The following is a 21,229-nucleotide window of genomic DNA, read 5'->3' as shown; positions in this document are numbered from 1 at the left end:
TCCTGTGGGAGAGGAGACTATGACTTCTCCACTTCCTGTGGGAGAGGGGACTATGTCTTCTCCACTTTCTGTGGGAGAGGAGACTATGACTTCTCCACCTTCTGTGGGAGAGGAGACTTTCTTTTCTCCCTCTCCCTTTGGGAGAGGGCCGGGGTGAGGGGACCAGACCGCACCGCACGTAAAACCGAAACCCTTTTTCATTTCATTCAAACACCCATCCCGATCAACTTCACACTTCCCCTGTCTTTTGTGAAAAGTGTCACTCCTCCCCGTGCATATGCCCAATAAATGACCGATGCTTAGCGGAATTTGTCTAAGGCAGCGGATGAATTTTGCGCTTAAAGTTACTTTCGAAACGGCTTTTCAAATTACGACGTCGCTCTGAACCTCTGTTGTTTTAAGGACTGATAATGAAAATAGAATCTGTAAACGTCACCGTCTTCCAGCATCCGACGCGACGGGTCTCCGACAGCGCCGGGCATTCGCACCCAGGCCCGGAAAGCATGGCCAAAATGGCAATGCTGAGTATTACGGCGGACGATGGCACTAAAGGGTATGCTTTTGCGCCGCCGGAAGTGGTGCGCCCTTTTGTAGTCAATACCTTCTTTCGCAAAGTGCTGGTCGGCCAGGATGCGTTCAACCGCGAAAAAATCTGGCAGGAACTGGCGCACTGGCAGCGCGGGAGCGCACATCAGCTCACCGAGCGCGCCCTCGGATTCATTGAGCAGGCGCTGTGGGATCTCATTGGCCGCAAACTGAATATGCCGGTGTGGAAACTGCTCGGCGGTTATCGCGATAAAGTTCCGGCTTACGGCAGCACCATGTGCGGGGACGATCTCCCGGGCGGTCTGTCGACGCCGGACGAGTACGCGAGCTTTGCCGAAACCCTGGTGGCGCGCGGATACAAAGCCATCAAACTGCACACCTGGATGCCGCCCGTCTCGTTTGCACCGAACCCGAAAATGGACGTCAAAGCCTGCGCCGCCGTGCGTGAAGCGGTCGGACCGGATATCGATCTGATGATTGACGGATACCACTGGTACAGCCGCACTGAAGCGCTGTACATCGGCAAAGAGCTGGAAAAACTCAACTTCGCGTGGTTCGAAGAGCCGATGGAAGAGGAGAGTATGGCCTCCTACGCATGGCTGGCGGAAAACCTGTCGATTCCAATTATTGGCCCGGAAAGCCTGGGCGGAAAACACCACAGTCGCGCCGACTGGGTAAAAGCCGGGGCCTGCGACATTCTTCGCGCAGGAGCCAACGGCGTAGGCGGGATTTCACCGACGCTGAAAGTGGCGAACCTCGCGGAATCCTTCGGCATGGACTGCGAAGTTCACGGCAACGGCGCGGCAAGCCTGGCGGTGATCGGTGCGATTAAAAACTGCCGCTGGTATGAGCGCGGCCTGCTGCATCCGTTCCTGGATTACGACCAACCGGCTGCCTATCTCCACAGCCTCGTCGACCCGATGGATGAACACGGCATGGTCAGCCTGCCGAATCGTCCGGGACTTGGCGAAGACATTAACTTTGCATATATCGAAGCCAATACAGTCAGCCACGACTGAACAATAAAAATGCCCGATGGCGCTGCGCTAATCGGGCCTACGTGGCCCCGTAGGCCGGATAAGGCGTAAGCCGCCATCCGGCAAAACGTACCCTACAGGCGATATATACATGAAACAAACTCCTCTGTTGAGGGCGTGCTTACTCGCGCTCTCGCTGATGACGGGGAGCGGGGCGGCATACGCGAAAACGCCGCCCGACCAGCTCATCATCGGCATGAACATGAACAACCTGCTGACGCTCGATCCGGCCGCGATGACCGGCAACGAAGTGGTCGGCATCGTGGTGAATCTCTACGATTCGCTGGTGGAACTCGATCCGAATGAACTGACCAACGTCAGGCCCGCGCTGGCGAAATCCTGGGATATTGCGCCGGACGGCAAAACCCTGACTTTCCATCTGCGCGATAACGTCAAATTCCACTCCGGGAATCCGCTCACCGCGCAGGATGTGGTTTGGTCAATGCGCCGCCTGCTGCACCTGAATCTGGCGCAAGCGTCGGTGTGGAAATCTTACGGTTTCAGCAAGAAAAATATCGATAACCAAATCAGCGCGCCCGACGACTACACCGTGCAAATTGTGCTGCCCAAGCCGAACGATCCGCAGCTGGTGATTTACTCTCTTGGGGCGCTCGGCAATCTCGGCGTGCTCGACAGTAAAACGGTGCAATCTCACGAAGTGAACAACGACTGGGGGAATCGCTGGCTGACCACCAACGAGGCCGGTTCTGGCCCGTTTATGCTCGATACCTGGCAGGCGAAGGATGTTCTGCGCATGCAGCGCAACCCGCACTACTGGCGCGAAGAGCCGAAAATGAACCGCATCGTGTTGCGCCATTTTCAGGAGTCGCAAACCCTGCGGCTGATGATTGAGAAAGGCGATCTGGATATTGCCAGTAACATGGCGGTGTCCGATATCAACGCCCTGCGCAAAGACCCTCAGCTGACGGTTGAAGCCGTGCAGAAAGGGACCGTTTATTACGTGGCGATGAGCATGAAAGAGGCGCACTTCGCCAACCCGAAAGTGCGCGAAGCGGTGCGCTATCTGATTGATTATCAGGGTATCAACAAAGCGCTGATGCCGGGCTACGGCGTACTGCATCAGCGCCCGATCAAAGCCGGAATGCCGTCGACGCTGCCGGACCCTGGCTATCGGCTGGATATTCCACGCGCCAAAAAGCTGCTGGCCGAAGCGGGCTATCCGCAAGGTTTCGACACCACCCTGCGCGTGCTGGCGGATCAGCCGTTCCTCAATATCGCCATTGCCGTGCAGTCCACGCTGATGCAGGCGGGGATCAACGCCAAAATCATTACCGGCACCGGGAACCAGATCTACGGTGCGATGCGCGAGCGTAAGTTCGACATGCTGGTTGGGCGCGGCGGAAGTGGTGTCGAGCCGCATCCGCACTCCAGCCTGCGTGCGCTGGTTTATAACCCTGACAACAGCGACGAAGCGCGACTCACCAACTTCCAGGGCTGGCGCACCAGTTTCTACGACAAACCACTGAACGAGATGATCGACAACGCGCTGCTGGAGCGCGATCCGCAAAAACAAATCGCCGATTATCAGCAGATCCAGGTCCGTTACGACCAACTGATTCCGGCGATGGTCCCTCTGTCGCAGATGGTGGATTCGGTCGTGGTGCGCAATGAAGTCAAAAACTTCCAGTCGCACCCGTCGGCCACCACGTTCCTGCGTGAAGTCTACAAAACCGGAGGTGAACAATGAGCGTCGCGATCCTCTCGCCCGGCTCCCGTACCCGCCGTTTCTCGAAGCGGCTGACGCAGGTGCTGGTGACGCTGTTTGGCCTGCTGCTGCTGACCTTTTTTATCGGTCGCGTGATGCCGGTTGATCCGGTGCTGGCGATTGTCGGGCCGGACGCCGACCACAGCACCTATCAGCAGGTTTATCACCAGCTGGGCTTCGATCAATCCTTGCTGACGCAATTCGGCATTTACCTGAACAATCTCCTGCATGGTGATTTGGGGAATGCGCTGCTGACCGGCAAACCGGTGACGGACGATATCCTGCGCGTCTTCCCGGCGACGCTGGAGCTGGCAACGATGGCGATCGTCGTTGGTGCGGGCCTGGGCATTCCGCTCGGCGTGCTGGCGGCGGCACGGCGCAATAGCCTGTCTGATTATGTGGTGCGCATTATTAGCCTGGCGGGTTATTCCACGCCGATTTTCTGGGTCGGGATGATGGGGCTGCTGCTGTTCTACGCCTGGCTCGGCTGGGTGGGTGGTGCCGGAAGGCTGGATTTGGGGCTGGACGGTATCGTGCCGCGCCGGACCGGGCTGATGACCGTCGATGCACTCCTGGCGGGCAACAGCGCCGTGTTCTGGAACGCGATCAATCATCTGGTGCTGCCCGCGTCATTGCTCGGCTTCCACTCGCTGGCCTACATCAGCCGTATGACCCGCAGCTTTATGCTGGCGCAGCTCTCGCAGGAGTTCATCATCACCGCGCGGGTGAAAGGCTTAACCGAGCGGCAGGTTATCTGGAATCACGCGTTTCGCAATATCCTGGTGCAGCTGTTAACGGTGGTCGCGTTGGCCTACGGCTCGCTGCTGGAAGGCGCGGTGCTGATTGAAACCGTCTTCTCGTGGCCGGGTTTTGGTTCTTATCTCACCGGCAGCCTGCTACTCGGTGACATGAATGCGGTAATGGGCTGCGTGCTGCTGGTGGGCGTCATCTTTGTGATGCTCAACCTGCTCTCCGATATGCTGTATCAACTCTTTGACCCGAGGACGAAATCATGACCGTTTCTCTGGATACGCCGCTGGGGGCCGCTAACCGCGAAAGCCGCCAGCGTATCAAACGCAGCCTGAACCGTGGGGCCGGTTTTGTCGGCAAAATGGCGCGCAACCCGCTGACGGCAATCGGTGGCGGGATTGTTCTGCTGCTGCTGATCGTCGCCGCCTTTGCCCCGCTGATTGCACCGTATAACCCGCTGGTGCAAGACCTCAACAATGCGCTGGTCGCGCCGAATGCCCGGCACTGGTTTGGCACCGATGAGTTTGGCCGCGATATTTTCAGCCGCCTGGTGTACGGCTCGCGCATCACGCTGTATATCGTGCTGCTGGTGTCAGTCACCGTCGGGCCTTTAGGGTTGCTGCTGGGCGTCACCGCCGGATATTTCGGCGGCAAAGTCGATGCGGTGCTGATGCGGGTGACGGATATCTTTATCTCTTTCCCAAGCCTGGTGCTGGCGCTGGCGTTTGTCGCCGCACTCGGTCCGGGGCTGGAGCACGTGGTGATTGCCATTACGATTACCGCCTGGCCGCCGATTGCCCGTCTGGCGCGGGCGGAAACGCTCTCGCTGCGCCAGGCCGATTTTATTTCGGCGGTGCGTTTACAGGGGGCGTCCCCGGTGCGTGTGCTGTGGCGACATATTGTTCCCCTGTGCCTGCCGTCGGTGATTATTCGTATCACCATGAATATGGCCGGGATCATTCTGACCGCTGCGGGTCTCGGCTTTCTCGGCCTCGGCGCGCAGCCGCCGGAGCCGGAGTGGGGCGCGATGATCTCCAGCGGGCGCACCTACATGATGGAGTGCTGGTGGGTAGTGACTATTCCGGGGCTGGCGATCCTGATCAACAGCCTGGCGTTCAACTTCTTAGGAGATGGCCTACGTGACATCCTCGATCCTCGCAGCGAATAACGCTCCACTGCTCGACGTGCGTGACCTGCACGTCGATTTTATCAACGGCGGCGCGGTGACCAACGCCGTGCGCGGCGTCTCCTTCCAGCTCGGGCGTGAGAAGCTGGCGATTGTCGGTGAGTCGGGTTCCGGGAAATCCACCGTCGGGCGCGCGCTGCTGCGTCTGCATCCGGCGAAGGCGCGGATCAGCTCCACAAAGATGCAGTTTGGCGATGTCGATTTGCGTGCGGTCAGCGAGGCGCAAATGCGCGGCATTCGCGGCAAGCGCATCTCGATGATCATGCAGGACCCGAAATATTCCCTCAATCCGGTGGTCTGCGTCGGCGATCAGATTGCCGAAGCTTGGCTGACGCATCATCCGGGGCGCAAAGCCGAGGCGAAAACCAAAGTGCTGGAGATGCTCGACGTGGTGCGCATCCGCCAGCCGGAGCGGGTCTATCACCTGTATCCGCACGAAATTTCCGGCGGACAGGGGCAGCGCATCATGATCGCTATGATGCTCATAACCGATCCCGAGCTGGTGATCGCCGATGAACCGACCTCTGCGCTCGACGTTTCCGTGCGCTTGCAGGTGCTGGGATTGCTCGACGATCTGGTTAAGTCGCGTGGTCTGGGGCTGATTTTTATTAGCCATGACATAAACCTGGTGCGCAGTTTTTGCGACCGGGTGCTGGTGATGTATGCCGGTCGGGTGGTGGAGTCCATCGCTGCCTGCGATCTGCACAACGCGCAGCATCCTTATACCCAGGGTCTAATCAGCGCATTGCCGGAACTTAACCATCGCCGTCCGGTGCTGCCCGTATTGCAGCGCCAGGCCAGCTGGCTCACCGAGTAAGGAGTAGAGATGATCGAGATTAAAAACCTCAACCTGGCGTTTGGCGAGGGTGAAAAGCGTAATCAGGTGCTCGACGAGGTGAACATTAGCGTCGGGGAAGGGGAGATTTACGGGCTGGTGGGGGAATCAGGTTCCGGCAAAACCACGGTGCTGAAATGTCTGGCCGGGTTGTTTACCCACTGGGACGGCGAACTGGCGATCGACGGTATTCCGCTGGGGCGAAAGATCAACGCCGAACGCTGCCGCCGGGTGCAAATGGTGTTTCAGGACCCGTATGGATCGCTGCATCCGCGTCATACTATTGGCGATATTCTGGAAGAGCCGCTGCAAATTCACGGCATTTCGGACCGCGATCGGCGCATTCATGGTTTACTCGACAAAGTAGGGCTGAACCGGGCGTTTCGCGATCGCTATCCGCATCAACTTTCCGGTGGTCAGCGTCAGCGCGTGGCTATCGCCAGGGCGCTGATTCTGGAGCCGCAGGTGCTGCTGCTGGATGAACCCACGTCGGCGCTGGACGTGTCAGTGCAGGCGGAGATTTTAAATCTGCTGGCAGAACTGCAGCGCGAATCGAATCTCACCTATCTGATGGTGACGCACGATCTCGGCGTGATTGCCCATCTGTGCCAGAAAGTGGCGGTGATGCAATACGGCAAGATTCTGGAAACGTTGACCGTAGATGAGCTGGTCGCCGGAAACGCGAAAACCGACTATACGCGAATGCTGGTGAACGCCAGCCAACAGTACACCCGCGAGATGGCGCGGGAAGTGGCGGCGTATTGAGTGAGGCTTTTATGGCCGGGTGGCGGCTGCGCCTTACCCGGCCTACAAGGTCAATGCAAAACGGCAACATCGTTGCCGTTTTTTATGTTTTCACCCTCTCCCTGTGGGAGAGGCCCGGGGTGAGGGCACCAGACCGCACAACCCTTTAGGCCCGTGCAAGCGTAGCGCCACCAGGCAAAGAAGTTAGCGCAACAGCACACAATCCGGCGGCAACCGGCACTCCAGCGCGCCGGAGAGCAGGGAAATGCGGAAATGCTCGCCGCTGAGCGGTTCGCCGTCGAGGTTAAAGGTCATTCCGTGTGGGGCGATAATTTCAAACCACGCCGACTGTCCATCGAGCACGTTCGGGCTTTCTTCAGGGCGGGTCAGGGTGGTGAACAGCGCGGGCAGCATTCCGTCGCTGGTGAAAATTCGCAGCTGTAACAGACCATCGTTGATCAGCGCTTCAGGGCAAAGCTGTTGTCCGCCGCCCGCCTGACGTCCGTTACCAATCCCAATAACCAGCGCGTCGCCCTGCCAGTGGAAATTTTCACCGTTAATTTCGCAGCGGTCGGGCTTGAGCATATCCATGCGCATCAGCCCGTGAATCAGATACGACACCCCGCCAAGCGCAGCTTTGAGTTTCTCTGGCGTTTCGCTGGTAATACGCGTGCCAAATCCACCTGTCGCCATGTTGATGAAACAGGTTTTATCATTGACCTGGGCGATATCGACCGCGGTGGCTTTCCCGACGATCGCCAGCTGTAAGGCTTTATCCATGCTTTCTGGAATACCCGCGCTGGTGGCGAAATCATTGGCGGTACCAAGGGGTAAAATGCCCATCACCGGGCGCTGCGCGGCATTGCGTTCTATCAGTGCGCTTGCCACTTCATTAATCGTCCCATCGCCGCCACCGGCGATCACCGTTGCGACGCCCAGCCGACAGGCCTCGTCAATATAGCGAGCCGCGTCGCCTTTTTCCCAGGTCACACGGACGTGAATTTGTGCGCCACTTTCACGCAAATCAGCAATCGCCTGGCGCAGAAGGTCATTGCCCGCACTTTTGCCGTTGAGGATCAGTAAACTATCCGGATATGTCGACATCCAAGGTTGCTCCCTATTTAGCTCTATCAAGAGTGTATCTCAGGGAGGGAAAAAGCGCGTAAGAACAGGATGAAAGGCAAAAAATAAGCCTGCGTAAGGGAGATTACGCAGGCTAAGGAGGTGGTTCCTGGTACAGCTAGCATTTATGGGTTATGTTTTTCAGCGGAGGGGATAATACCCTTATTGAACGAAGCGGTATGTGATCCGTTTCTAAGAATTATCCCATGCTGAAAAAATACCCTAACTTAACTATTTGTTGTGCGGATTGCGGGTGCTTTCGCCATCAAAATTGCGCATCAACAGGGCGTATTCCAGCTCCACTTCTTCCGGCACTGGCAGCCATACGGTGTGCCCGTCGCCAGGCGCCACGGTGATGGCTTCGCCTTTACCGTTTTCCAGATGCTCCAGCGTGAAGTTGATATTACCTTGTGGGGTCATCAGCTCCAGGCTGTCGCCTTTGGTGAATTTGTTTTTCACCGCGACTGCCGCCAGCGGGCCTTTACGCGCACCGGTGAAGTCGCCGACAAACTGCTGGCGCTCGGAAATCGAGTAGCCGTGTTCGTAGTTCTGGTAATCGTCATGGGTATGACGGCGCAGGAAACCTTCGGTGTAGCCGCGATGCGCCAGACCTTCGAGGGTTTCCAGCAGGGTGGTATCGAACGGTTTACCCGCCGCCGCGTCGTCAATCGCTTTGCGATAGACCTGTGCGGTACGGGCGCAGTAGTAGTAAGACTTGGTGCGGCCTTCGATCTTCAGGGAGTGCACGCCCATCTGCGTCAGACGTTCGACGTGCGCAATCGCGCGCAGGTCTTTGGAGTTCATGATGTAGGTGCCGTGTTCATCTTCGAAGGCGGTCATGTATTCGCCCGGACGTTTGGCTTCTTCAATCATAAACACGCTATCGGTCGGCGCGCCTACGCCTAATGTTGGCTCCACGGTTTTCACCGGGATCGGCTCGTGTTTGTGAACGATATTGCCGACATCATCTTCTTTGCCTTCCTGGACGTTATATTCCCAGCGGCAGGCGTTAGTGCAGGTTCCCTGGTTCGGGTCGCGCTTGTTGATGTAGCCAGAGAGCAGGCAGCGGCCAGAGTAGGCCATGCACAGGGCGCCATGAACGAAGATTTCGAGTTCCATTTCCGGCACCTGGGTACGGATTTCTTCGATCTCTTCGAGCGACAGTTCGCGTGACAGGATCACGCGGGTCAGCCCCATCTGTTTCCAGAATTTAACTGTTGCCCAGTTGACGGCGTTCGCCTGCACAGAAAGGTGAATGTCCATTTCCGGGAAGTTCTCGCGCACCAGCATGATTAAACCTGGGTCAGACATGATCAATGCATCAGGACCCATTTCCACTACCGGCTTGAGATCGCGAATAAACGTTTTCAGCTTGGCGTTGTGCGGCGCGATGTTCACGACCACATAGAATTTTTTGCCCAGGGCATGCGCTTCGTTGATGCCGAGCTGCAAATTCTCGTGGTTAAATTCGTTGTTACGCACGCGCAGAGAGTAACGCGGCTGGCCCGCATACACCGCATCGGCACCATAGGCGAAAGCGTAACGCATATTTTGCAGCGTTCCCGCCGGGGAAAGGAGTTCTGGTTTAAACATGTTTGTTCTCGTTCTGATGACAGGTCAGATCCGCTCGCACCAGGTGCAGCGGTAAGGGGAGATCCCGTACTTTAAGGGCGGGCATTGTAGCGCTGTGGGGGAGGGAGGTAAAGCGCCGGGTAGCGGTGGCACCAGCCGGCGAGGGTATGCGGGTCAGGTAAGATCTTTTACCGTCTGGCTCGCGCCATTATTTTTTACCGAGGCGATGCCGGTTTCCCGTGATTGCTCGGACGCATACAGCTGGCTTGAGCCAATCACCTGATGGTTTGCCGCCTTCAGATTGAAGTGGAATTTACCGTTCGCCGCCGTCTTTTTCTCGTAGCGCTCGTCGAGCGGGCTATTCGTGCGCACAGAGGCAATGCCGTTTTCTGCAGCCCCCTTTGTGGTGTACAGCTCACTGGTGAGGATAATCTCTCCGTTCCCCGCTTTCAGAACAAACCTGAACTGCCCATCACTGCTTTTGCTTAGTTCGAACCAACCGGCCATAAGAACTCCTTGATTGAAAATGAGTTATCAAAACAGGCGACAGCTAAACGCACCGACAAAGAGAGTATGGATGATAATGCGAGACTTTCTAGTGATGAAAAACCCGCCTGCGGGCGGGTGAGATTTGACGTGGCGTAAAGGGATTACGCAATCCGGCAGGCGTCCGCCTCCCAGCGATAACCCACGCCATACACTGCGCGAATAAACGACTGGTCTTCATCGAGCGCTTCCAGTTTACGGCGCAGATTCTTGATATGGCTATCTATGGTGCGGTCCGTGACTACGCGATAATCGTCGTAAAGATGATTTAGCAGCTGTTCGCGGGAGAACACTTTTCCCGGTTCGCTGGACAGCGTCTTCAGCAGGCGAAACTCTGCGGGCGTCAGGTCCAGCAGTTTGCTGCGCCAGCTCGCCTGGAAACGGCTTTCATCGACAATCAGCGGGCTTTCGGCGTCAAGGACCTGTAAGTCACGCTGCGGACGGCAGCGGCGCAGAATGGTCTTCACGCGGGCAACCACTTCACGTGGGCTGTAAGGTTTGCAGATGTAATCATCGGCACCAATTTCCAGCCCAAGCAGGCGGTCGATCTCCTCGATTTTGGCTGTCACCATCACAATCGGCACGTCGGAAAAACGGCGGATTTCGCGGCACAGGGTTAGACCATCGGTGCCGGGCAGCATCAAATCCAGCAGGATCAGATTCGGCGGCGTCTGGCGCACATACGGCAGCACCTGATCGCCGTGGTTAATGAGCGTTGGGGCATAACTTGCGGCGCGCAAATAGTCGATTAGCAACTGCCCAAGCTTAGGCTCGTCCTCCACGATCAGAATGCGTGGCGTATTTTCGTCAATGGGTAGCTCAGTCATACTTCTCTCGATAAATCGCGTTCCAGCGGTAGGTCTACTGTAATGCTAACCCCGCCAAAAGGCGAATGGGCGGCGCTGATCGTGCCGCCGTGCGCCTCGACGATGTTAACGCAAATTGCCAGTCCTAAGCCGGAGCCGCCGCTGGCGCGGTTACGCGAGCCTTCAGTGCGGTAAAAACGCTCGAACAGTTTTTCCCGTTGGGCATCGGTCACACCAGGAGCCGTATCGGCAAAGGTCAGGGCGAAACGTCCGTCTTCCAGTCGGCCCGAAATGCGCAGTGCGCCGCCGCCGTCGGTATAGCGCAGGCTGTTTTCCAGCAGATTATTGAACAACTGCATCAGGCGGTCCGGATCGCCGAAGACCACGGCGCTGTCCGGCAGCGACAGCTCGATTTTCAAATTGCGACTGGCAAAGCGTTCGCGGAATGCACCGGCGGTCACTTCCAGAATATTAATCACATCAACGGGCGCTTTTTGATAGGCCAGCGCCCCTTCGTCAGACATCGAAAGCTGATGCAGATCGTCCACCAGCTTGGTCAACGTCCCCACTTCCGCCTGCAACGAGGTGACGGACTCCGGCGTAAACTGGCGCACACCGTCCTGAATCGCCTCCAGCTCACCGCGTAAAACAGCCAGTGGCGTGCGTAATTCATGGGAAATATCGGCCATAAAATCGCGGCGCATCTGCTGATTTTTCTCAAGCGTGCTGGCGAGCTGGTTAAAATCCTGCGCCAGTTTGCCCAGTTCATCCTGGCTGCGGGTATCCACGCGGGTAGAAAAATCGCCTGCCGCCAGTTTGTGCGTGCCTTCTACCAGTCGCTTGACGGGAGCCAGCAGGCCGCGCGCCAGCGGGAATGTCGCCAGTGCGGCGAGCAGGGTCGAGAGGGCGACAATCAGCCAGCTGGTCTGGCGCTGCTGACGGTCAAAGTTGATATCGGTGTTGCGCGTCAGCCGCTCGACCGGCGAAGCGATCACCCAGCCGACGGGAGTGCCATTAAACAAAATCGCCCGTTTGGTGCCATCGGGCGGAACGGGCGCACGCGGGCCGACCAGCACATATTTGTCCTGATCGATAACCCAGAATTGGGTGCGCCAGCCGTGCGGGGGCATACCGGGGCCTGGACGATCGTCGTCGTTATCATGCTCCAGCGAGCGCAAGATCTGAAACACAAAGCGATCGTTATTGCGCAAGAAACGCCAGTTGCCGTGCAGCGCGTACTGCTCGCTGATTGCGTCGCTCAGCAGCTGAAGGCGCTGTTCGTTGCCGCGTTTAATGTAGTCGATAAATCCGCGTTCAAAGCTGACGCGTACCGCCCAGTGCATGGTGATGAGCAGCACAATACAGGTGGCAAAAATTGCCAGAAACAGCTTTCCCGTAATGCCGGGACGCCAGAATTTCATGACTCACTCCTTTTGCGTCGGCTGATGACGACGTTCTTACTGGTATCATCCGGGACACGTGCGAAAATAACGGCGGGCAGGGCAATTATCACCGCCATGCTGAGATAGGTGTAAAGGAACACCTGATGCGCAACCGTGGTATCGACACTGAGATGATGCTGACCGTACATGCCGAGCAGCAGGCCGGCAACGGTGACGCCGACGCTCATGGAGAGTTGCATGATCATTGACAGCAAACTGTTGCCGCTGCTCGCCAGTTCGTCGGGCAGATCCTTCAGCGTCAGGGTATTCATCGACGAGAAGCGTGTGGAGTTGATGACGCCCTGGAAGAACAGCACCAGCGGTAGGGCGTAGTACCAGCCCATCAGCGCCACGGCCATAAACAGCAGGCTGATCAGCGCCAGCCCAAGGGTGGCAGTGACCAGCACCCGGCGATAGCCGAAGCGGTTAACCACCTGGACCACAATGCGCTTCATCCCCATGCTGCCGAGCACCATCGGGATCATCATTAACCCGGCGTGGAACGGCGAAAAGCCCATCCCAATTTGCAGGAACACCGGCGTCATAAACGGCAACATACCGCTCCCGAGGCGTCCGGCGAAGCTGCCGAACAGCCCGAGGCGGAAGGTGTGATTGCGAAACAGCGACAGGCTAAAGAGTGCCTGATCGTTATCGCGGGCGTGCCACAGATACCAGAGAATCGAAATAATGCCGATGGCGACAAGTAAGCCCAGCGTCAGCGGCGAAATCCCCAGACCTTTTTGCCCGTCGAGCGCCAGCGTCAGCGTCGCCATGCCTGCCGCCAGCAGCACAAAGCCGAAGATATCAAAGCGCCGGGTCTGCATTTTGTAGTTCGGCATCAGCGAGAGCGTAGCAATCGCGCCGATAATGCCGACCGGGAGATTAATCAGGAAAATCCAGTGCCAGGAGGTGTATTCCACCAGAATACCGCCGAGCGCAGGCCCGAGCAGCGGCCCCACCTGACCAGGCAACGTCACGAAGGTCATCGCCGCCATATATTGCTTGCGCGGCACAATTTTCATCACCGTTAGCCTGCCGACAGGCACCATCATCGCTCCGCCAACGCCCTGTAACACGCGGGCCATCACCAGCTCGTTCAGGGTGTCGGCCTTCGCGCAAAACAGCGAACCGAGCGTGAACAGCACGATGGCGGTGAAGAAGATATTCCGCACCCCAATTTTGTCCGCCATCCAGCCGCTGGCGGGCAGCATGACCGCCACCGTTAACACGTAGGAGACAATCACCATGTGCATGTGCAGCGGACTCTCGCCCAGACTTTTTGCCATCGAGGGGAGGGCGGTGTTGACGATGGTCGTGTCCAGCGATTGCATAAAGAAGCCGAAGGCGACAATCCACAATTGCCAGCGGACATTGTTGGGCAAATCAGTCATTTACTCGATTACCGTTTCTCTGTTTTTACGTGAAAAACGCACCCGCAGGCGGTCGAAGAACAGGTAGACCACCGGGGTGGTATAGAGCGTTAATAGCTGGCTCATCACCAGCCCGCCGACGATAGTGATCCCCAGCGGCTGGCGCAGTTCCGAGCCGTCACCGCCGGAAATCACCAGCGGCAGCGCGCCAAACAGCGCCGCCAGCGTCGTCATCATTATCGGGCGAAAGCGCAGCAGGCAGGCCTGGAAGATGGCGTCCTGCGGCGACATGTTGCCGTTGCGCTGCGCGTCGAGCGCAAAATCGACCATCATGATCGCGTTTTTCTTCACTATGCCTATTAATAGCATGATCCCGATAAGCGCAATTAGGCTAAAGGGCGCTCCGAACAACTCCAGCGCCAGCAGCGCCCCGACGCCCGCCGACGGCAGAGTGGAGAGGATGGTCAGCGGATGGACGTAGCTCTCATACAGAATGCCGAGCACGATGTAGACGGTCGCAATCGCCGCCAGAATCAGGATCACCTGCGAGTTCATCGTCTCCTGGAACACCTGCGCGGTACCGGCAAAGCTGCCGCGCACGGTCGATGGCACGCCGAGCTGAGTCATAGCGCGGTTGATCGCGTCGGAGGCCTCAGACAATGACGACCCGGTCGGCAGGTTAAACGACACCGTCGACGCCGCCGACAGCCCCTGATGGTTCACCGACAGCGGTGCATTGGCAGGCTGCCAGCTGGCGAAGTAGGAGAGGGGGATCGATTTGCCGTCGTTGTTGATGACGTACATTTTATCCAGCGCACTGATGTCCTGGGTGTAGCGCGGATCGACTTCCATTACCACTTTGTACTGGTTCATCGGCTGATAAATGGTGGAGATTTGGCGCTGACCAAAGGCGTTATTTAGCAGGCTGTTGGCTGCCTCAACGTTGATGCCCAGACGCGCCATAGTTTCGCGGTCATAGGTCAGGTTCATCTCTGCGCCGTTGTCCTGCTGGTCCGAGTTCACATCTGCCAGTTCCGGCAGTGCCGCCAGCGCTTTACGGATTTTCGGCTCCCACTCGCGCAGGGCGGCCAGATCGTCCGAGAGTAGCGTGTACTGATAGCTGGCATTGGCCTGACGACCACCGACGCGGATATCCTGAACGGCCATCAAAAACAGATTTGCCCCCGGCTCTTTAGCGAGTTTCACGCGCAGGCGGTCGATCACCTGCTGCGCGGTTTCGTTGCGCACGCCGCGCGCTTTCAGGGTGATAAACATCATCCCGCTGTTGACGCGCGATCCGCCGGTAAAGCCTGTGACGTTATCGACCGCCGGGTCTTCACGAATAATCTTCATGAAATCCTGCAGTTTCACGCGCATCGCCTGGAACGAAATGCTCTGGTCCGCCTGAATCCCGCCCATCAGCACGCCGGTGTCCTGCTCCGGGAAAAAGGTTTTTGGAATGCTGATATACATCCAGACGTTCAGCGCGATGGTGCCGATCAGCACCAGACCGACAATGCGCGTATGATTCAGCACCCATTTCAGCGAGCGGCCATAGCCCTCCTGCATCGCTATCAGCAGGCGTCCAAAGCCTTTTTTACGCGGCTGCGAGTGGGGCTTGCTGCGCTTGAGCATCCAGCCGCACATCATTGGCGTCAGGGTAAGTGAAATCACCAGCGAAATGCCGATCGCCACCGACAGCGTCACGGCAAACTCACGCAGTAACCGGCCAGGTAATCCGCCCATCAGCAGCAGCGGCAGGAACACCGCCACCAGCGACAGGCTCATGGAAAGCACCGTAAAACCGACTTCGCGCGTGCCCTGAAGGGCGGCTTGCAGCGGCTTCATGCCCGCTTCGAGATGGCGCGAAATATTTTCGAGCACCACGATGGCGTCATCGACCACAAATCCGGTGGCGATGGTCAGGGCCATCAGCGACAGGTTATTGAGGCTAAACCCGCACAGGTACATGGCGGCAAAGGTGCCAATCAGCGAAACAGGCACCGCCACGGCGGGGATCAGCGTTGCGCGACCAGAGCGCAGGAACAGGAACACCACCAGGATAACCAGCCCAACGGAGATAATCAGCGTCTGCTCGACTTCCTCCAGCGAGGCGCGAATGGTTGGCGAGCGGTCCTGGGCAATCTGCAAATCAATGGCTGCCGGGATCGTCTCTTGCAATTCCGGTAGACGCTCGCGGATGCTGTTTACCGTCTGGATGATATTGGCTTCCGGCAGTTTGCGGATCATCAGCAAAATAGCCGGTTTGGCGTTGGTCATCCCGGCGTTGCGCACGTCCTGTACCGAGTCGGTGACGCTGGCGACATCGCTCAAACGCACCGCCGCGCCGTTGTTGTAGTGAATGATCAGCGGCTGATATTCGGCGGCGGTTTTGAGCTCGTCGTTAGTCTGGATTTGCCAGCGATGGCTGCTGTCTTCAATCGCCCCCTGCGGCCTGCGCACGTTGGCATTGCTGATAGCCGTACGCACATCGTCCAGCGACACGCCCTGGTTAAACAGCGCTTGCGGATTTAACCCGACGCGCACCGCGGGCAGGGAGCTGCCGCCCACGTCCACGTCACCGACGCCGTCGATTTGAGCGATAGTCTGCGCCAGCTGCGTCGAGGCAAAGTCGTACAATTCACCCTGCGAATAGGTATCCGACGTCAGCGTTAAAATCATAATTGGCGCGTCGGACGGGTTGGCTTTGCGATAGGTCGGCCGGCTTGGCATCCCACTTGGCAGCAGGCTTTGTGCGGCGTTGATCGCGGCCTGCACGTCGCGGGCCGCGCCGTTGATATCGCGGTCAAAGTTAAATTCAAGAATGATGCGCGTGCTGCCGAGTGAACTGCTGGAGGTCATTTCACTGACCCCTGCAATACGCCCGAGCGAGCGTTCCAGCGGCGTCGCCACCGACGAGGCCATCGTTTCCGGCGAGGCGCCGGGCAGCGAGGCGCTGACCATGATCACCGGGAAATCCACCTGCGGCAGCGGGGCCACCGGCAATAACCGGAAGCCAAGCACGCCGCACAGGGTGATGGCGAGCGAAATCAGGATCGTCGCCACCGGGCGGTAAATGAAGAGGGCGAAAAACTTCACTTACGCCTCCTCTTCACGCTTAGGGAAACGCGCTTTGAGCTTCAGCGCCAGATTATCAAACAGCAGATAAATCACCGGCGTGGTAAACAGCGTCAGCACCTGGCTGACAAGTAAACCACCGACCATGCCAATCCCGAGCGGACGGCGCAGCTCGGCGCCCACGCCGGTACTCAGCATCAGCGGCAGCGCACCCAGCAGAGCGGCCATTGTTGTCATCAGGATCGGGCGAAAACGCAGCAAACAGGCCTGGAAAATGGCCTCGCGCGGCGCCATCCCCTGTTCGCGCTCGGCGGCAAGGGCAAAGTCGATCATCATGATGGCGTTTTTCTTGACGATGCCGATCAGCAAAATGATGCCGATAATCGCAATCACATCCAGCTCGCTGCCCGAGAGCATCAGTGCCAGCAGCGCGCCCACGCCCGCTGTCGGCAGGGTAGACAGAATCGTAACCGGATGGATAAAGCTCTCGTACAGCACACCGAGCACGATATACATCGCCACCACCGCCGCGACGATAAGCCAAATGGTATTTCCGAGCGCGGCCTGGAACGCCAGCGTGCTGCCCTGGAACTGGGTCTGAATATCGGTCGGGAAGTTGAGGGTTTTCTCGGCGTTGAGGATCGATTCCACCGCCTCGCCGAGCGAGTAATTGTCCGGCACGTTAAACGAAATGGTGGTGGACGGGAACTGGTCGAGGTGGTTAATCGACAGCGGCATAAAGCGCTGCTCGATGGTGGCAATAGCGCTCAGCGGCACAATCCCGCCGTCTTTGCTGGTCAGGCGAATGGAATCCAGCGCGGCAAGGCCCGGCGTCTGTTCAGTATTGTGCTCCAGCACCACGCGGTACTGGTTGGCCTGGGTGTAAATGGTGGAAATCAGCCGCTGACCGAAAGCGTTATACAGGGCATTATCGACATCAGCCATGCTAATGCCCAGACGACTGGCGGTGTCACGATTGACGTTCACATACGCAGCCAGACCTTTGTCCTGCCAGTCACTGCTCACGTCTGAAAGTTGCGGCAGTTCCTGGAGTTTGCTGACCAACTGCGGAACCCAGGTACTGAGCGCCTCCAGACTGTTGGCCTGCAACGTAAACTGGTACTGGGTTCGGCTCACGGTGGTATCGATGGTCAAATCCTGGGTCGGTTGCAGATAAAGCTCGACGCCAGGCACGTTCGCCACAGAATTTTGCAGCCGTTCGATCACCGTGTTGACGCGATCGTCACGGTCGTCCAGCGGCTTAAGGTTGATCTGCAAACGGGCGCTATTCAGTGACGGGTTAGTACCGTCTACGCCGACAAACGAGGTCAGGCTCTCGACTGCCGGATCTTTCATAATAATCTCGGACACCTGCTGCTGGCGCTGGGCCATGTTGGCGAACGATACCGACTGTGGCGCCTGAAGGGTGCCCTGAATGATGCCGTTATCCTGAATCGGGAAAAAGCCTTTCGGGATGAAAATCCACAGCATCACGCTTAAGGCCAGCGTCCCCAGCGCGACGCTCAATGTCGCCCACGGATGATTGAGTACTTTAGTCAGTACGCGTCCATACGCGGCAATAACGCGTTCAAACAAGCGCTCGGAGGCGCGAGAAAAACGGTTTTGCTTACGCAGGGATTCATAGCTCAACATGCGGGCGCACATCATCGGCGTCAGCGTCAATGACACCACGGCGGAGATGAGGATCGCCACCGCCAGCGTGACGGCAAATTCGCGGAACAACCGGCCGACGATATCGCCCATGAACAGCAGCGGGATCAGCACTGCAATCAGCGAGAAGGTGAGGGAGATAATGGTAAAGCCGATCTCGCCTGCGCCTTTTAGCGCTGCCGCCAGCGGTTTCTCGCCTTTTTCGATATAGCGCGAAATGTTCTCGATAACCACGATGGCGTCATCGACCACAAAGCCGGTGGCGATGGTCAGGGCCATCAGCGTCAGGTTATTGATCGAAAAATCGAGGAACACCATCACCGCGAAGGTGCCTACCAGCGACAGCGGCACCGCCACGGCAGGGATGATGGTGGCTGGCACGTTGCGCAGGAAAACGTAGATAATCATCACCACCAGCGCAATCGCCAGCATCAGCTCAAACTGAGTATCGCTGACCGAGGCGCGGATATTGGTGGTGCGATCCGACAGAACTTTCACGCTCACGGATTTTGGCAGGCTTTCGATAAGCTGCGGGAGCATGCTGCGGATGCTGTCGGCGGTGTCGATAATGTTCGCGCCCGGCTGGCGCTGGACGTTCATTACAATCGCCTGCTGCTTGTTGGCCCACGCACCGAGCCAGCTGTTTTCCGCGCCCTGTTCTACCGTCGCCACGTCGCCGAGGCGAATCGGCGCGCCGTTCTGGTAGGCCACAATCAGCTGGCGGTACTCATCGGCGGACTGCATCTGGTCATTCGCTGAGAGCGTGACCGCGCGCGTTGGGCCATCCAGCGAGCCTTTCGCCGAGTTGACGTTGGCGTTGGTGATGGCGATGCGGATGGTTTCGCTGGTTAATCCGAGCGCGGCAATCGCCTGGGCATTGAGTTTCACGCGCACGGCAGGGCGCTGGCCGCCGGAGAGCGTCACCAGACCGACGCCGGAAACTTGCGAAATTTTCTGCGCGACGCGCGTTTCGACCATATCTTCCACCTGCGTCATCGGCATGGCGGAGGAGGTGACGGCGAGGGTCATGATCGGTGGATCGGCAGGGTTCACTTTGCTGTACACCGGCGGATTCGGTAGATCCGACGGGAGCAGATTCGTGGCGGCGTTAATCGCGGCCTGCACTTCCTGCTCGGCCACGTCGAGCGGCAGAGTGAGCTGGAATTGTAGCGTTACTACCGACGCGCCGCCGGAGCTTTGCGACGACATCTGTTTTAGGCCAGACATCTGACCAAACTGGCGCTCCAGTGGGGCGGTGATCGCGGACGTCACCACGTCCGGGCTGGCACCTGGATAGAGGGTGACAACCTGAATAGTCGGATAATCCACTTCGGGGAGCGCCGAAACGGGCAGGAAGCGGTAGCCGATAATCCCTGCCAGCAGGATAGCCACCATCAGCAGCGTGGTGGCGACAGGGCGCATAATGAACAGGCGTGACGGCCCACCTGTGGAGCTCGGTGGCAACACCTGCATCAGGAAGTCGCTCCCTGTTTCGCGTGTTCGCGTTTCGCCGGTTTATCGCCGGTGGCCGTGTCGCTGTGCGCTTCAACCACTTCCACTTTTGCCCCTTCGGTCAGACGGTCGATGCCGTCTGTCACCACGCGATCGCCTGCGGAAAGCCCGGCACTGATAACCACCGTCTGGCTGTCCTGAATGCCCGGTTTCACCAGATGTTTGCTGACTTTATTGTCGCTGTTCAGTACCCAGACGAAGTTGCCTTCGTTGCCCATTTGCAGCGCGGCGGTGGGAATGACGACGGCGTTTTCTTCGGTGGCGACCAGCATACGTGCGTTGACGAACTGGTTCGGGAACAGGGCGTCGTCCTGGTTATCAAAGCGGGCTTTTAGCTTGATGGTACCGGTGGTGGCGTCAATCTGGTTATCCAGACTTAGCAGTGTACCGTCGCTCAGTTTGGCTTTATTCGCGCGATCCCAGGCTTCTACCACCATTTTCTGACCGCTTTTTTGCGCCTGAACCACGGTCGCAATCTCGCTTTCTGGTAGCGTGAAAATTAAATCAATTGGGTGAGTTTGGGTGAGGACCACGATGCCGGTGGTGTCGCCGCTGGAGATCTGGTTGCCGATATCGACCTGTTTCAGGCCGACGCGCCCGTCAATCGGCGCGGTGATGCGGCTCCAGTCGAGCTGTAGCTGTGCGCTGGCAACGGCGGCTTCATCGGCTTTGATCGTGCCCTGCGCTTCGCTGACCAGCGATTGTTGGGTATCCAGCTCCTGGCGGGAGACGAGGTTCGTTTTGACCAGCTGCTGATAGCGCGCCAGATCGCGCTGGGCGTTGGCAAGCGTCGCTTTATCTTTGGCGAGCTGTCCCTGGGCCTGAGCAAGGGCGACTTTGAACTGGCTAGGGTCAATTTCTGCCAGCAAATCACCGGCTTTTACCTGCTGGCCTTCCTGGAAGTGGATTGCCATCAGCTGCCCGTCGACGCGGCTGCGCACAGTCACGGTATTGGCGGCGGTGACCGTTCCCAGCCCGGATAGATAACGAGGAACCGATTTGCTGACGGCGGTTGCGGCCTGAACCGGGGCCAGCGCGCCACCGCGCATACCGTGGCGTCCACCGCCTGCGGGGCGTTGTGATGCCGTGTTTGCACCGCCCGGCGCGGGTGTGCCCGTCGATTGACTGTGCCAGTACCACGCAGCGGCAAGCGCCACCACAATGACACCGACGGCGATTGCCCAGCGGAATTTGTTGCTGCCTTTCATCGTTATACGTTCTCTTCCTGAAACACTTCGGGGAATGATACTAGTTTAGTCAGGCAACGCCGTGGAAAAATGGAGGAA

General features: G+C 58.0%; 15 protein-coding genes. 6 read left to right on the top strand and 9 right to left on the bottom strand.

Annotated elements, in window-relative coordinates; genetic code table 11:
• Positions 1–410 precede the first annotated feature (410 nt).
• From JBO43_RS04585 to JBO43_RS04560, 6 genes are all read left to right on the top strand, one after another.
• Positions 411–1,565, top strand: a complete 1,155-nt coding sequence (locus JBO43_RS04585) for a mandelate racemase family protein (protein WP_202673801.1) — start codon at positions 411–413, stop codon at positions 1,563–1,565.
• Between the two features lie 109 nt (positions 1,566–1,674).
• Positions 1,675–3,291, top strand: coding sequence for an ABC transporter substrate-binding protein (locus JBO43_RS04580; RefSeq protein ID WP_202673800.1), 1,617 nt, complete (start codon positions 1,675–1,677; stop codon positions 3,289–3,291).
• Complete coding sequence (locus JBO43_RS04575) at positions 3,288–4,325, top strand: ABC transporter permease (protein ID WP_095282623.1); 1,038 nt, start codon at positions 3,288–3,290, stop codon at positions 4,323–4,325. The genes JBO43_RS04580 and JBO43_RS04575 overlap by 4 nt, the downstream gene beginning before the upstream one ends.
• Entirely contained in the window at positions 4,322–5,227 is a 906-nt protein-coding gene (locus JBO43_RS04570; RefSeq protein WP_103946201.1) for an ABC transporter permease, read from the top strand. The genes JBO43_RS04575 and JBO43_RS04570 overlap by 4 nt, the downstream gene beginning before the upstream one ends.
• The gene (locus JBO43_RS04565) at positions 5,199–6,062 is read left to right on the top strand and encodes an ABC transporter ATP-binding protein (protein WP_202673799.1); all 864 of its coding nucleotides are present in this window, start codon (positions 5,199–5,201) and stop codon (positions 6,060–6,062) included. The genes JBO43_RS04570 and JBO43_RS04565 overlap by 29 nt, the downstream gene beginning before the upstream one ends.
• A 9-nt stretch (positions 6,063–6,071) precedes the next feature.
• Positions 6,072–6,845, top strand: a complete 774-nt coding sequence (locus JBO43_RS04560; RefSeq protein ID WP_103946200.1) for an ABC transporter ATP-binding protein — start codon at positions 6,072–6,074, stop codon at positions 6,843–6,845.
• 183 nt (positions 6,846–7,028) lie between these two features.
• Here the strand turns inward: JBO43_RS04560 and yegS are convergent, their stop codons facing one another.
• The 9 genes from yegS to JBO43_RS04515 form a co-directional block, all read right to left on the bottom strand.
• Positions 7,029–7,928, bottom strand: coding sequence for a lipid kinase YegS (gene yegS / locus JBO43_RS04555; RefSeq protein ID WP_095282620.1), 900 nt, complete (start codon positions 7,926–7,928; stop codon positions 7,029–7,031).
• Between the two features lie 249 nt (positions 7,929–8,177).
• Positions 8,178–9,539, bottom strand: a complete 1,362-nt coding sequence (gene trhP / locus JBO43_RS04550) for a prephenate-dependent tRNA uridine(34) hydroxylase TrhP (RefSeq protein ID WP_095282619.1) — start codon at positions 9,537–9,539, stop codon at positions 8,178–8,180.
• Positions 9,540–9,692: 153 nt separating this feature from the next.
• The gene (locus JBO43_RS04545) at positions 9,693–10,025 is read right to left on the bottom strand and encodes a YegP family protein (RefSeq protein WP_095282618.1); all 333 of its coding nucleotides are present in this window, start codon (positions 10,023–10,025) and stop codon (positions 9,693–9,695) included.
• Between the two features lie 143 nt (positions 10,026–10,168).
• A complete protein-coding gene (gene baeR / locus JBO43_RS04540) occupies positions 10,169–10,891 on the bottom strand; it encodes an envelope stress response regulator BaeR (protein WP_095282617.1) in 723 nt (240 codons plus the stop codon).
• Complete coding sequence (gene baeS, locus JBO43_RS04535; protein ID WP_202673798.1) at positions 10,888–12,291, bottom strand: envelope stress sensor histidine kinase BaeS; 1,404 nt, start codon at positions 12,289–12,291, stop codon at positions 10,888–10,890. The genes baeR and baeS overlap by 4 nt, the downstream gene beginning before the upstream one ends.
• Positions 12,288–13,703 carry an MFS transporter gene (gene mdtD / locus JBO43_RS04530; RefSeq protein ID WP_202673797.1) on the bottom strand — a complete coding sequence of 472 codons (1,416 nt, stop codon included), beginning with the start codon at positions 13,701–13,703 and terminating at the stop codon, positions 12,288–12,290. The genes baeS and mdtD overlap by 4 nt, the downstream gene beginning before the upstream one ends.
• Positions 13,704–16,781, bottom strand: coding sequence for a multidrug efflux RND transporter permease subunit MdtC (mdtC, locus tag JBO43_RS04525; RefSeq protein WP_202673796.1), 3,078 nt, complete (start codon positions 16,779–16,781; stop codon positions 13,704–13,706). It lies immediately after the preceding gene.
• On the bottom strand, positions 16,782–19,904 hold the full coding sequence (locus JBO43_RS04520; protein ID WP_202673795.1) for an MdtB/MuxB family multidrug efflux RND transporter permease subunit: 3,123 nt from the start codon (positions 19,902–19,904) through the stop codon (positions 16,782–16,784).
• Complete coding sequence (locus JBO43_RS04515; protein ID WP_095282612.1) at positions 19,904–21,151, bottom strand: MdtA/MuxA family multidrug efflux RND transporter periplasmic adaptor subunit; 1,248 nt, start codon at positions 21,149–21,151, stop codon at positions 19,904–19,906. The genes JBO43_RS04520 and JBO43_RS04515 overlap by 1 nt, the downstream gene beginning before the upstream one ends.
• Positions 21,152–21,229: the final 78 nt, after the last annotated feature.

It is taken from the genome of Lelliottia jeotgali (genome assembly GCF_016771845.1).
GTDB classification, from domain to species: domain Bacteria; phylum Pseudomonadota; class Gammaproteobacteria; order Enterobacterales; family Enterobacteriaceae; genus Enterobacter; species Enterobacter jeotgali.
Note: the sequence above shows the minus strand (reverse complement) of the source record. Positions and strands in the feature narration are given on the sequence as shown.

Bases quoted from the DNA above. Each gene is read 5' to 3' on its own strand.
- JBO43_RS04585 (WP_202673801.1), top strand. From the start codon at position 411: ATGAAAATAGAATCTGTAAACGTCACCGTCTTCCAGCATCCGACGCGA.
- JBO43_RS04580 (WP_202673800.1), top strand. From the start codon at position 1,675: ATGAAACAAACTCCTCTGTTGAGGGCGTGCTTACTCGCGCTCTCGCTG.
- JBO43_RS04575 (WP_095282623.1), top strand. From the start codon at position 3,288: ATGAGCGTCGCGATCCTCTCGCCCGGCTCCCGTACCCGCCGTTTCTCG.
- JBO43_RS04570 (WP_103946201.1), top strand. From the start codon at position 4,322: ATGACCGTTTCTCTGGATACGCCGCTGGGGGCCGCTAACCGCGAAAGC.
- JBO43_RS04560 (WP_103946200.1), top strand. From the start codon at position 6,072: ATGATCGAGATTAAAAACCTCAACCTGGCGTTTGGCGAGGGTGAAAAG.
- yegS (WP_095282620.1), bottom strand. From the start codon at position 7,928: ATGTCGACATATCCGGATAGTTTACTGATCCTCAACGGCAAAAGTGCG.
- trhP (WP_095282619.1), bottom strand. From the start codon at position 9,539: ATGTTTAAACCAGAACTCCTTTCCCCGGCGGGAACGCTGCAAAATATG.
- JBO43_RS04545 (WP_095282618.1), bottom strand. From the start codon at position 10,025: ATGGCCGGTTGGTTCGAACTAAGCAAAAGCAGTGATGGGCAGTTCAGG.
- baeR (WP_095282617.1), bottom strand. From the start codon at position 10,891: ATGACTGAGCTACCCATTGACGAAAATACGCCACGCATTCTGATCGTG.
- baeS (WP_202673798.1), bottom strand. From the start codon at position 12,291: ATGAAATTCTGGCGTCCCGGCATTACGGGAAAGCTGTTTCTGGCAATT.
- mdtD (WP_202673797.1), bottom strand. From the start codon at position 13,703: ATGACTGATTTGCCCAACAATGTCCGCTGGCAATTGTGGATTGTCGCC.
- JBO43_RS04520 (WP_202673795.1), bottom strand. From the start codon at position 19,904: ATGCAGGTGTTGCCACCGAGCTCCACAGGTGGGCCGTCACGCCTGTTC.
- JBO43_RS04515 (WP_095282612.1), bottom strand. From the start codon at position 21,151: ATGAAAGGCAGCAACAAATTCCGCTGGGCAATCGCCGTCGGTGTCATT.